This is a genomic window from Ruicaihuangia caeni (genome assembly GCF_040536845.1).
GTDB lineage: Bacteria > Actinomycetota > Actinomycetes > Actinomycetales > Microbacteriaceae > Ruicaihuangia > Ruicaihuangia caeni.
The window spans coordinates 1,579,923-1,591,863 of sequence record NZ_CP159582.1 but is presented as its reverse complement, the minus strand read 5'-3'; the positions used below and the strand labels follow the sequence as shown (position 1 = coordinate 1,591,863).

At 68.5% G+C, this 11,941-nt stretch carries 10 protein-coding genes; 2 read left to right on the top strand and 8 right to left on the bottom strand.

The features are described 5' to 3' along the window. Positions 1–12: 12 nt before the first annotated feature. From ABV606_RS07410 to ABV606_RS07375, 8 genes are all read right to left on the bottom strand, one after another. Positions 13–924, bottom strand: a complete 912-nt coding sequence (locus tag ABV606_RS07410; protein WP_281488282.1) for a hypothetical protein — start codon at positions 922–924, stop codon at positions 13–15. A 275-nt stretch (positions 925–1,199) separates the two neighbouring features. Next, positions 1,200–1,985, bottom strand: a complete 786-nt coding sequence (locus ABV606_RS07405) for an acetoin reductase (RefSeq protein WP_353987243.1) — start codon at positions 1,983–1,985, stop codon at positions 1,200–1,202. A 242-nt stretch (positions 1,986–2,227) separates the two neighbouring features. Continuing rightward, on the bottom strand, positions 2,228–3,136 hold the full coding sequence (locus tag ABV606_RS07400) for an ABC transporter permease (RefSeq protein WP_353987242.1): 909 nt from the start codon (positions 3,134–3,136) through the stop codon (positions 2,228–2,230). Next, entirely contained in the window at positions 3,129–4,220 is a 1,092-nt protein-coding gene (locus tag ABV606_RS07395; protein ID WP_353987241.1) for an ABC transporter permease, read from the bottom strand. Before ABV606_RS07395 ends, ABV606_RS07400 begins: the two co-directional genes overlap by 8 nt. Next, the gene (locus tag ABV606_RS07390; RefSeq protein WP_353987240.1) at positions 4,213–5,886 is read right to left on the bottom strand and encodes an ABC transporter ATP-binding protein; all 1,674 of its coding nucleotides are present in this window, start codon (positions 5,884–5,886) and stop codon (positions 4,213–4,215) included. The genes ABV606_RS07395 and ABV606_RS07390 overlap by 8 nt, the downstream gene beginning before the upstream one ends. Before the next feature lie 64 nt (positions 5,887–5,950). Continuing rightward, entirely contained in the window at positions 5,951–7,021 is a 1,071-nt protein-coding gene (locus tag ABV606_RS07385; RefSeq protein WP_353987239.1) for a BMP family ABC transporter substrate-binding protein, read from the bottom strand. A gap of 124 nt (positions 7,022–7,145) precedes the next feature. Further along, the gene (locus ABV606_RS07380; RefSeq protein WP_353987238.1) at positions 7,146–7,949 is read right to left on the bottom strand and encodes an SDR family NAD(P)-dependent oxidoreductase; all 804 of its coding nucleotides are present in this window, start codon (positions 7,947–7,949) and stop codon (positions 7,146–7,148) included. Continuing rightward, positions 7,946–8,995 carry a Gfo/Idh/MocA family protein gene (locus tag ABV606_RS07375; RefSeq protein WP_353987237.1) on the bottom strand — a complete coding sequence of 350 codons (1,050 nt, stop codon included), beginning with the start codon at positions 8,993–8,995 and terminating at the stop codon, positions 7,946–7,948. Before ABV606_RS07375 ends, ABV606_RS07380 begins: the two co-directional genes overlap by 4 nt. A gap of 286 nt (positions 8,996–9,281) precedes the next feature. Here ABV606_RS07375 and ABV606_RS07370 point away from each other — a divergent pair, with 286 nt between their 5' ends. Next, on the top strand, positions 9,282–10,268 hold the full coding sequence (locus ABV606_RS07370) for a hypothetical protein (protein ID WP_353987236.1): 987 nt from the start codon (positions 9,282–9,284) through the stop codon (positions 10,266–10,268). Positions 10,269–10,349: 81 nt separating this feature from the next. Beyond that, on the top strand, positions 10,350–11,858 hold the full coding sequence (locus ABV606_RS07365; RefSeq protein ID WP_353987235.1) for a hypothetical protein: 1,509 nt from the start codon (positions 10,350–10,352) through the stop codon (positions 11,856–11,858). Positions 11,859–11,941: the final 83 nt, after the last annotated feature.

Genomic DNA, 11,941 nt, shown 5'->3' with positions numbered 1-11,941 from the left:
AGTCCTTCTCGATCACTCGAGTCCGGTAACGATGGGAAGCGCTGAAGCGCGATCGACCGTGATATCGACATTCGGGTGCCGGTGTGCGAGCGTCACCGGCAAGTCGACGTCGGGCTCTGTAGTGAGCGCCATCACTCGCACGATGTACTGCTTCCAGGCGCCCCCGTCGGTGAGGAGCCTGAGCCTGCGAGCGGAGAGGATGTCGGCCATCCCCACCGTCAGGGCCATCGGAGGGATCCCTTGAGTGAATCCACCGCTCGTTCGGTGCGAGTGGGCAACGATGGTGTCTTGCAGCAACGGCACGACGCGCGTCTTCGAGGCAGCCAGCTCGTCGACCGTGTACTTGTGCCAGCGCGTGGAGGGCGGCTCATTGAACGCCACGTGTCCGCGGTAGCCAAAACCGGCGTACGTCGTGTCAAGCCCCCCGACTTCCGCAATGGTGCGGCTGAAACCGTCAATGTCGGCGATCGTCGGATAGACGATCTGCTCGGCGGGTGGCAGCAACTCGGGGTCGAGCAGGTCGTAGATGTGCCGCTGACAGTACCCGCGGAAGCTGAACGGGTGGGTCGGCGGCACCTCGCGGCCCTGCCAATCCAGCCACTCATCCATGTGGAACGCCCAGACGTTCTTCCAGCTGATCCGTTCGCGGTTGCAGATCTCGGCCAGCAAGGGGTACTGGTCCTTGGGGCCAACCGGCAGCAGCCAGCGCGTCGGCAGTCCTTCGGCATTCCTTAGCTTGAGCTCGTCGGCCATCTCGCGGGCGAGCCAGCGGTACAGCGATGCTCGGTCATCGAGAATGAGCATCGGGTGGCGCGATTCGCTCGCGAGATCCTCGGGGCTCATGGTGAGATCCCGTTGGGAGAGATCGGTGGCGTATGCGGCGTAGCTGCGCTGCAGCGTGGGCGATGGCGTCTGGTCAAGCATGCGTCGTTGCATTCCTCTCAGGGCGGGATCCCGACCCGTACCGACCGGCACCCCGTTGATATGACGAATGTATGACCGCCAAGTGAAACTTGTCAAGCAAGTCAGTGAAATTGGTATCCCAATGCCTGGGAGTGGGCCGACATGGACGTGTGCCTGACCGAAGGGTGCTCGATCGATCTGCGCTCCCATAAGAAGAAGCCCCCGGGGTCTCCGGGGGCTTCTGACGGGAACAGGGTGAGCGCCGCCGCTCGCGGCTCACCAGTTCGGAAGGCGGGTCAGCTGTACAGCATCCCGCCGTCGACCAGGATGGTCTGCCCGGTGACGTAGTCGGAGTCGGGGCCGGCGAGGAACGACACGACCTTCGCAACGTCCTCAGGCGTCTCGATGCGGCCCAGCGCGATGCCATCCACGGCTTCCTTCAGGTTCTGGCCGATGGGCTTGCCGTTGAGCTTCGCGAGCTCCGCGTCGATGAGATCCCACATGCCGGTGCCGACGATGCCCGGGGCGTAGGCGTTGACGTTGATGCCCTTGGCAGCGAGCTCCTGCGCCGCCGCCTGAGTGAAACCGCGCACCGCAAACTTCGACGCCGAGTACGCGCTGAGGATCGGGTAGCCCTGCACCGCTGCGATCGATGCGGCCGACACGATCTTGCCGCCGTGGCCGAGCTCTTCGAACTTGCGAGCCGCGGCCTGGATGCCCCAGAGCACGCCGTTGATGTTGATCTGCCAGATCTTGTCGAGCTCTTCAGGCGTGATGTCGAGCACGGGCTTGATCTGGGCGATGCCGGCGTTGTTCACGATCACGTCGAAGCCGCCGAGCTTCTCGGCCGCGGTGTCAACCGCAGCATCCACCTGGTCCTTCTGCGAGACATCCGCGGCGACGAACACGCTCTTGCGCCCGAGCTTCTCGATCTCGCCGACGACGCCCTCGCCCTTCTCGCGCTGGGGCTCGATGTCAGCGATCGCCACGTCGAAGCCGTCTTGGGCCAGCCGCAATGCGATCGCGCGGCCAATGCCCTGACCGGCGCCTGTTACGAGTGCAACCTTGTCTTGAACTGCCACTGTCGTTCTCCCGTTCTGGAATATTCGAGTGACGGCCGTCGCGGTCGGTGACTCACGACGCTGGTGCTTCGAGCGTGTTGGGCTTCGAGATGCACGGACCGGAGTGGTGTCCGATCCCCATCACAGACCACAACGGGTCAACCGGGAGAAATATTCCTTTGCATGGATTTTGAATCGGATGCCGCGGCTCCGCTCGCTGCCCGACGAAAAACCAGCAACGCCGGCGGGCGCGTCAGCGGGGTTCAGTCGCGCAGTTCCGCGAAGCCGGCGAGCCCGCCCGAACGATTCCTCGCCACGAACGCCGCGATCGCGACCGCCACGATGGTGAGCACATACGGCAGCGCAAGCACGAACTGGATCGGGATCGCCCAGCCTTGCAGTTGTGCGGCAATGCCGATGGCGGTCGAGATGCCGAAGAACACGCAGGCGCCCGCGACACCCCAGACGGCGGCGGCCCCGAAGATCACAGCGGTGAACGCCACGAAGCCTCGGCCGGCGGTCATGTCCTGCGAGAAGGAGTTCAGCCCACCGAGAGCGAGTTCGGCGCCTCCGACCGCGATCAGCGCACCGCTCACCACGAGCGCGATCAAACGCGTGAGGGAGGGCGAGTATCCCGCGCTGCGCGCGGCGAATGGGAAGTCACCGACCGCCGTCACGCGGAGCCCGAACGAGGAGCGGCGCAGCAGCACCCACATCGCGAGCGTGACGATCGGCAGCAGCAGCGTCGTGATCGGCAGCCCGGAGATCATTGCGAGCGGTGATGAGGAATCGGCGGATGGCACCAGGATCGGCAGCCCGGCCGGCGCGCGGATGGCGCCCTGGGTCTCGAAGATCGCGATCTGCAAGAACGACGCGAGCGCGAGCCCGAGCGTGGTGAGCCCGAGACCCACGATGATCATGTTGCCCTTGAACACCGCGATGGCGAGCCAGAACACCACCGAGAGCGCGACCGAGGCGAGCACCGCCGCGAGCAGGCCGAGCCATACATTGCCCGTGCCGATGGTGACGGCCACGGACACGAAGGCGCCGACAGCCATGAGCCCCTCGAGCCCGAGGTGGAAGACGCCCACCCGGTAGGCGATGAGCCCGCCGAGGGCGACCCAGAGCAGAGGGCCCGCGTCGCGGAGCACCGTCGCGATGAAGTCAAACACTGCTGCTCCCCTCGCTCGACGCGGTGGTGGTCGCGGCCGGGGTCGGCTGACGCTCCGCCTGCTGTGCGCGCTCGCGTCGACGCTTGAACTGCCACCGCAACTGCAGCGTGATCATCACCGCGATGACGCCCTGGATGAGGTCGAGACCGGCGCGCGGCAGGTCGGACACCACGGGCAGGTACTGCAGTGCCGCCTGGAGACCACCGAAGAACACGGCGGCGATAAGCACGCCGGGCACCGAGAGCAGCCCGACAAGCGCCACCAGCACTGCGGTGAAGCCGAGGTCGGGCGAGAAGTTGCTCACCAGGCGTCCAGCCGGGCCGAGCACGTGCATCGCCCCCGCCAGGCCTGCAGTGGCACCGGCGAAGGCGAAACTTGAGAGCACCATGCGGTTGGGGTTACCGCCCTGCCAGCGCACCATGACGGGGTTGCGCCCGGCGAGCTTCGAGGTGAGACCGCCCTTGGTGCGCGCCATCCAGATCCACACGGCGGCGGCGAGCAGCAGCGTGATGGCGATCAGCGTCGGGGATGCACCGAAGGCATCCGACAGTCGCAGGTCTTCTGCGACGCGCTCGCTCGAGGCGACCTGGCCCGATCCCTTGACGTCCTTCAAGGGGCCTGAGGCCACGTAGTCGAGCACCAGCACGCCGATGAAGTTGAGCATGAGCGTGGTGAGCACCTCGTCGGCACCGGTGTACACCTTGAGCACCGCCGCGATGAGCGACCACAGCGCGCCTGCCACCACTGCGGCGACGACGGCGACGACCGTCACGAGCCACGCCGGCCCTGGCAGGTGCAGCGCGATGGCAGTCGACGCGATCGCGCCCATGTAGAGCTGGCCCTGCGCACCGACGTTGAAGAAGCCCGCGCGGAAGCACACTGCGACGCCGAGACCGATCACCGCGAGCGGCAGGGCCCATCGCACCGTGTTGATGAACGCACCCGGACCGGCGATGGCCCCGTCGACCAGTCCGACGCCGATCGCGCCGATGTCGTAGCCCGCGGCTTGGAAGATGACCGCCGCGAGCAGGAAGGCGAGCACGACGAACCCTGCCGCCTGCAGCACCGGCTTCAGATCACGCATCCTGGGCTCCCAGTGTTTCGGTTCCCGACGGTGCGGCGACCGAATCGGTCCCGCCGTCGCCGCCCAACATGGCCCGACCGATCTCGTGCAGGTCGGCGCTCGGCGGCAACTCGGCCACGTGGCGGCCGCCGCGAAGAACGACGATGCGGTCGGCGAGTCCCTTGAGCTCTTCGAGGTCGGTCGAGATGAGCAGTACGCCGTTGCCGCGGTCGGCCAACTCAGCGAGGCTGCGCTGCACGAAGGCGATGGCGCCGACATCAAGGCCTCGCGTGGGCTGCGCCGCGATGATCAGGCGCGCCTCATCGTCCAACTCGCGAGCGAGAATGAGGCGTTGCACATTGCCGCCAGACAGCTCACCCGCGTTCTGGTCGAGCCCTCGATACGAGACGCCCCAGGCGTCGAGCCGTCGGCGAGCGGCAGCGCGAAGCTTCTGCACGGCGAGCAACCGTCGCGGCGAACGGAGCACTTCACCGAGCGCGTGGTTCTCCCACACCGCGCTGGTCGAGCTCACACCCTCGACGTTCCGTTCGAAGGGGATCACCCGCAGGCCGTGACGGCGTCGCTCGACGACGCCGAGCTTCGACACTTCCACGCCGTCGAGTTCGATCGAACCGGTGGCATCACGGATGCCGACGAGGGCCTCGACCAGTGAAAGCTGACCGTTCCCCTCGACGCCCGCCACACCGACGATCTCGCCGGGGTCGACCACGAGGTCGACCTCGTGCAGGCGGGCATCGCTCGGCGACGCTGCGGTGCTCAGGCCACGCACGTCCAGGATGGGGGTGCGCACGCCTTCGCCACTGGCCGAGCGTGCCTCTTCCGCTGGCGCAGCATCACCGCGGCGTGCCGCATCGCCGGCGGCGACGGCCGCGGCATCCGCCTCGAGGTCGGAGTCGACGTCACCCGGTGCAGAGCCGGCCGGGCCGGTGTCGCCGATGATGTGGCGGGTCACCTCGTCGGCGGTCACCTCGGCGATCGATGTCTTGGGCAGGGTGACGATGCCGCGGTTCAGCACGGTCACGGTGTCTGCGACGGCGAAGACCTCGCTGAGCTTGTGCAGCACGACGATGACGGTGAGACCCTCGGCGACCAGGTCCCGGATGCGACCGAGCAGCGCGTCGACGGCCTGTGCCGGCATCGACGCCGTGGGTTCGTCGAAGATGATGACGCGTGCCTCACCGCTGAGCGCTCGGACGATCTCGACCGACTGCCGCTCGGGCACCGAGAGGTCACGGATGCGGCGGCTCACGTCGAGGTCGAACCCGAGCGCGTCGACGCGTCGCTGCCACTCGCGCACGAGACCTCGACGACTGAAGAACGACCGCCGCTCCGAAGAGAAGAATTCGAGCGTCTCGGCGATCGTCATCGAGGGCGGCGACGAGAAGTGCTGGTGCACCATGTCGACGCCCTGACGGCGCGCCTCGGTGACGCTTCCAGCGCGAAGGGGCGCGCCGCCGAGCAGCACGCGCCCCTCGCTCGGCGTGTAGATGCCCGTGACGACGCGCGAGAACGTCGTCTTGCCCGCTCCGTTCTGGCCGACGACGGCGTGCACAAGCCCCGGCTCGAAGCGCACGTCGACGTTCTCAAGCGCAGTGAACGCGCCGAACCGCATGCTCACCCCCTGGAGGGTGAGCACGCGGTCGACGTTCACGCTGTGTGCGGACACGGGCTCTGCCGGCGCAGAATCAGCGGTCACAGACATCGGGCATCGGGCAATCGGTGATTGCGCGTCAGATGCTGCTCGGGTCGAAGATGACCACGACCTCGCCCGCGATGATCTGCTGCTGCAGGGCCTCGGCCTCGGCCTGCACCGAGGGCACATCCGCGACGCGCGGGCTGCTGCCCGCGAGGAAGCTGTCGGCGAACTGCAGTCCGACCACTCCGGCGTCGAGGCCGACCTGCTTGTGGCCGGCAGTGTAGCCGTCTTCGAGGGCCTCGGTGACCGCGTCGACCAGCGCCTGGCCGAAGCGCAGGAACGAGGTGCCCACGACGGTCTCGGGGTACTCGGCGGCGACCTCACCCGAGGCGTCGGCGAACACGAGCGCACCGCGCTGCTGCGCCGCCTCGATCACACCGAGCGAGCTGCCCGAGGCATCCGTCTGGATGACATCGGCGCCCTGCGAGATCATGCCGAGGGCGATGTCGCGGCCCTTCGAGGGGTCGCTGAAGCTGCCGACGACGCCGCTGAGCACCTGCGCGGCGGGGTTCGCCGCCTTGGCGCCCGCCTCGAACGCGTGGAAGTTCGCGCTCAGGATGGGCGAGCTGTCGCCGCCGACCCAGCCGACGACGCCGCTCTGCGAGAGCTTCGCGGCCGAGAAGCCCGCGATGTAGAAGGCCTCGTGGATCTCGAAGCCGAGCGTGGTCACGTTGTCGAGCGGCTCTTCGCGCTCAGCGGCGAAGATGTGCACGAACTCGGTGTCGGGGAAGTCGGGGGCGACCTGGGTGATCGCGTCGGTGAGGTCGGGGAACGCGGTGACGATCACCGAAGCGCCCGACTGTGCAGCGTTGCGGAGCGAGCTCTCGAACGCCGAGGGGTCGGTGACCTCGAGGTACTTGGTGTCGACGTCTTCCTGCTCGCCGACCTGCTTCAGGCCCGCGACCATGTCATCGATCGAACCCGAGTCGCCAGCCGGCTGGCTCGAGAGGTAGACGACCTGCCCCTGGTCGGCGTCGCCGCCGTTGCTGCCGCTCTCGGCCGGGCCGGAGGCGCAGGCGGTCATGGCCGCTGCGAGCGTGATGCCCGCGGTGAGGCTCAGGGCGGCGCGCACGGTACGGCGCACCGGTGAAGTGGTGATTGTCATGGCGATCTCCGGAGTGGGTGCTGGTGCAGTTTGGTTGATGACGGTCGAACGGATGCTGTGAGCTGGGTCGCGTGAGCCGGTGTGCTGTGGCGCCGGCATCCCGCTGAGGCTGCGGTCGGCGCGCTCAGTCGCGCGAGACTCCCCCGTCGAGCGCGAGGGTCTCGCCCGAGATGGAGCGCGCGCCGGTCGAGGCGAGGAAGACCACGGCGGCCGCGATCTCGTTCGGCTCCTGCATGCGCCCGGTGGGGATGTCAGCGGTGAGGGCGGCGCGCTGCTCGGCGAAGGGCAGGCCCGTCTTCGCAGCGATATCGCGCGCGACCTGGTCGATCATCGGTGTGTTCACCGTGCCCGGCGCGATGGCGTTCACCGTGATGCGCGGCGCGAGGTCCTGCGCCGCAGCGCGCGTGAGGCTCACGAGAGCCCCCTTCGAGGCCACGTAGTCGGCCTGGTTCGGGAAGCCGCGCTTGGCGGCGACTGACGCGATGTTCACGAACGCGGCATCCGCCACGCCGCCTTCGGCCTCGAGCCGGCGTGCGACCTCACGCATGATCACGAACGGTGCGCCGACGTTGATGTCGAAGGTGCGCGTGAAGTCGGCGGTGTCGATCTCGAACCCCTCGCGCCAGGCGTAGTAGCCGGCCGCGTTCACGACGATCTGGGGAGTGCGCTCGAGGCCCCGAATGGTGCCGGCGAGGGTGTCGAGGTCGGCGAGGTCGACGACGATCGAATCGACGTGGTCGTCGTCGGCCGCCACGCGGTCGAGCGCGTAGATCGTGCTCGCACCGGCTGCGGCGAGCGCGCGTGTGATGGCTCGGCCCATGCCTCCGGCCGCGCCGGTGACCAGAGCGGTGGCGCCGACCAGCACTCCGGCCGAGATCGGTTCTGCGGCAGGGGTGGCTGCGGCGACGGATGCGGTGGTGCCGCTCATCGGATGACGTCCTTCCAGGTGTTCTCTGAGTGCGATGCCCGCACGGCGTCCATCACCGAGGCATTGCTGAGGCCATCCGCAAGGCCGGCCACGCCCGCTTCGGTGGCGGTGCCGGTGTAGATGGCGCGGATGCAGTTCTCGATCGAGGCTGTGTCGGAGTCGAGTCCGGTCGTGAGCGACCCCTCGACCTTGTGCGAGATCGTCAACTGATCGGGGTGTGTGCTCGACCAGACGGCCGACCGCAGGGTGCCGTCGATGCGCAGCTCGATGTCGTCGAACGAGCCGTGTGCGAGCTCAGTCGCGTACACGTGCCCGAGCGCGCCTCCCTCGAAGCGGAGTTGGGCAGAGAAGAGGTCTTCGTTCTCGGGTTCGAACTCGCCGATCTCGCTGCCGGTGTCGAAGGTCCGCTTGCCCATGTTGGCCGACATGGCGCTGACTGACTCGATGCGCTGACCGAGCACGAACTCGGCGAGGTCGAACCAGTGCGAGCCGATTTCGGTCACCACGCGGCTCGGACCCACAAGGCTGGGGTCGAAGCGCCAGTCACGCGACGAGGGCGCGGCGTTCCATTGCTGCCGGTAGGAGCCGAAGACCGAGACCACGCGACCCAGCCGGCCGTCCGCGATTGCGGCACGCAACTGCTGGATGCCGGCATCCATGCGGCGATTGAAGGTGAGGAAGAGGGAAGCGCCCGTGCGCTCCAGCTCGCCGGCGATGCGCTCGACCACGTCGCGGGTGGGCGCCAGAGGCTTCTCGCACACGATCGTGAGGCCGCGCTGCGCGGCGAGCATGATGGGCTCCTCGTGCTGCATGGGCGTCGAGCAGATGTGCGCGTGCGTCGCGCCAGGGGTGTCGAGCAGCGCTTCGAGCGACTCGGCGGCGGTCGTGCCCCAGCGCTCGGCGACACGCTCACGGCTTTCGCGACGCGGGCTCCAGACGGCGAGGGGACGGATGCCGAGGAGCGCCAAGGCGGCGATGTGGCGCTCGGCGATGTAGCCCGAGCCGACGATGACGGGGCGGATGTCAGCGATTGCCGTGTCGGGCACTGAGGGGACTCCTTCGGGACGAGTGCGACGACCGTAACAGCGTTAACCGCTTAACGCAAGTCGACGAGAAGTGGAACGCGAGGAGTCGAACGAGCCTGCCAAGTCCTGGGCGGCGACTTGAAGGAACCTCCGGAAACCTGGGAGATCACGCAGAGGGGGTGGTCTCCCCGCAGGGTCGGTGCTTCACTCACCCGCAAGGACTGTCGGCAACGGCCACGGGGGTTTGAGGGTGGACTACGGGGAGGGTGCAGTCGGGGCTGCACGACCTCTGCGCGCGATTCGTGCAGTGCTGATCGCACTGCTCGCGCTGGTCGCCGGTGCCGCTCTCGCCCTCCTGCTCGACTCGGGCGCAGCCCAGGCCGCTGATGACACCGGCGATGGCGCCGGCCTCGGGCGCTTATCCGCTGAGTCGAGCACGGCCCCCGGCGAGACACCCGTGCCAGTGGCGAGCGCAGCCGAGCAGCTCGGCGCAGTGGCCGCTTCCATCGGCAACTCGGTGGTGTCGCGCGCCGACGCAGCCTCCGCCGACGACGTCGCCGCGCGTATAGCGGTGATCGCTGAGCCGGCGGTCGAGTCGGTCGTGGAAGCCGCCACCCCCGTCGTCGACTCAGTCGCCGACGTTCGTGGAAGCGACGGTGCCGAGCGGATCGAGTCGCCCGTTTCAGACGTGCAGCAGTCAAGCGAGACGACGAGTGCAGAACTGCCTGCGCTCGCGCCAGTCGACGACTTGACCGGGATCTCGGTCGGCCCTGCTCTCAGCTCCGTCGACGGCGCGCTTGTCGCCCTTCATGAACTCACGCAGGCGGTCGTAGCGACCGGTGTCGAGGTCCTCGACGCTGCAGGCGGTTACATGAGCGAAGGATTGCAGGGCTTCGCCGACTGCGTAGTCTCCCCAGTATTCGAATGGGTTTCGGCCGCCGCTGGCGAGGCCTCGGTTGATGCCGCAGCGCCTGCGCTCGACGTAGCGACCGCACCGACGGCGCCCGAATCCGCCGCACCACGCGCCGCGACGGTCGGAGCGCTCGAGCCTGGCGCTGACGATGCGCACTCGGCTGCGCCAGCGGTGGCCGGTTCATCGACGCCAGCCCAACTCGACTTCAACACGGTGAGCACCGCCGGCGCGGCGACCGGCTCCGGCGGCGGCTCTTCGACATCCGCCGCGGAAGCGGATTCGGCAACGACCGCGCGTGTGGATGCCGGACGAGCATCGCTTCCGCTGAGCACGATCGTGCCCGCTTCACCCACGTACGGCTTCGACTCCACCCCTGACTGAGTGGGCCCGGCTCCGCGCCACGCGGAGCACGGCACCTACGCGCGCTTCCGCGCGCCAACTCACTCAGGAAGGAATCAAGTCATGAACAAGCTCTTGTTGAAGAGCGCGTGCGGCGTGGCATTCGCTGGCGGCCTCTGGCTGCTCGGCACCGCCACCGCCCACGCCGCGGAGACGTCTGGCGACGACGGCATCGCGTCTGGCAGCCAGGTCGCGCCGGTCGTCACCACGCCGATCTCCGTCGGCGGCAATGCCGTCAGCCTGCTGGGCGATGCCGAGGCCGCCGGTGGCGAAGGCGCTGGCGACCCGAGCGCGACGACCGACGCAGGCACCGCCAGCACGTCGGGGGACGACAGCGCGGTCAGCGGCACTCAGGTGGCGCCGGCTGTCACGGCACCGATCTCGGTCGACGGCAACGCCATCAGCCTGCTGGGCGACTCGAGCGCGGCGGGCGGTTCGGATGCCGAGGCGACGAACCTCGCGCCCGGCGACGCCACGACCAGCACCTCGGGCGATGACGGCATTGCGAGCGGCACCCAGGTGGCACCGGTCGTCGTCGCGCCCATCGCCGTGGAGGGCAACTCGCTGAGCGTGCTCGGTGACGCAGCCTCGACCGCACCGGAGGGAACGGCTGGAGATGCTGGAGCGCCGGCTGACAGCTCGACCGTCACCTCAGGCGAGAACGCACTGCTCGGTGGCACGCAAGTCGCACCGATCGTGACCGCGCCTACTGAGGTGGACGGGAACAGCGTCGAGGTGCTCGGCGACTCAGGTGCGCTGAGCGAAGAAGCGCTGCTGAACGGCTCCGTGCTTGACGGCGGCGTGCTCGACGGCGTGGTGCTCGACGGCACGGTGCTCGACGGCACGGTGCCCGATGGCATGCCGGCAGAAGACGCGATCGGGGTTGATGTGTTCGACACCGCGATCATCGAGCCCGGTGCGGGCGATGCCGAGTGGATCGGTCTCGACCTGCTGGGAACGAGCCCCGAGGACGCAGTGATCCGCGCGGCGGCTCTGGGCGACGAAGGCAAGCTGCTCGACGCAGACGTGCTGACCAACCCGATCGAGGAAGGCGTCATCGGCGCTGGCGGCGTGGAAGTCGTGCTCGGTGAGGCATCGGACGCCGGACTGGTCGGCGTGGGCACGACGGGCACCGCTACGGTTCGCTCTGCTCCGGCGACGTTCCGGATGGCACTGGCTCCGAACTCGACGGCGGTGGCGGTTGAGAGCGCACCGGCGACAAGTGAGGGTACGGCGACCTTCGCTCCCCTCATGATGCGCGCGCCGCTCGCGTTGAGCACTCCGCTCATGGCCGTGGAGCTCGATGCTGCGCTCGACTCCAGCACTGGAACCGTGGCTGAGGTTCCGGCGCAGCCGAGCGCCACGCCGCCATCCACCGGCACCGAAGCGGTCGTTGCGGCTCAGCGCGACGGGTTCGTCATCGAGCTCGACGAGTCAGCGGTGACAGCCGGGTCGGGGTTGAGCGCGGCAGCGCTTGCCTCCACGGGCAGCACTCCGATGCTCGGCCTGGCAGCGCTGCTGCTCGCGACCGGCCTCGGCACCATCGGCCTCCGCCGCTTCGCCGCCGCGTAGCCGTCGGCCGATCGGCTCATGCGAAGCGGATGCCGGGTGCGGCACGGGCTGCACCCGGCATCCGCGTGCCCCGGCATCCGTCG

Coding starts and splice junctions, on each gene's coding strand:
- ABV606_RS07410 (WP_281488282.1), bottom strand. CDS start 924: ATGCTTGACCAGACGCCATCGCCCACGCTGCAGCGCAGCTACGCCGCA.
- ABV606_RS07395 (WP_353987241.1), bottom strand. CDS start 4,220: ATGCGTGATCTGAAGCCGGTGCTGCAGGCGGCAGGGTTCGTCGTGCTC.
- ABV606_RS07385 (WP_353987239.1), bottom strand. CDS start 7,021: ATGACAATCACCACTTCACCGGTGCGCCGTACCGTGCGCGCCGCCCTG.
- ABV606_RS07380 (WP_353987238.1), bottom strand. CDS start 7,949: ATGAGCGGCACCACCGCATCCGTCGCCGCAGCCACCCCTGCCGCAGAA.
- ABV606_RS07365 (WP_353987235.1), top strand. CDS start 10,350: ATGAACAAGCTCTTGTTGAAGAGCGCGTGCGGCGTGGCATTCGCTGGC.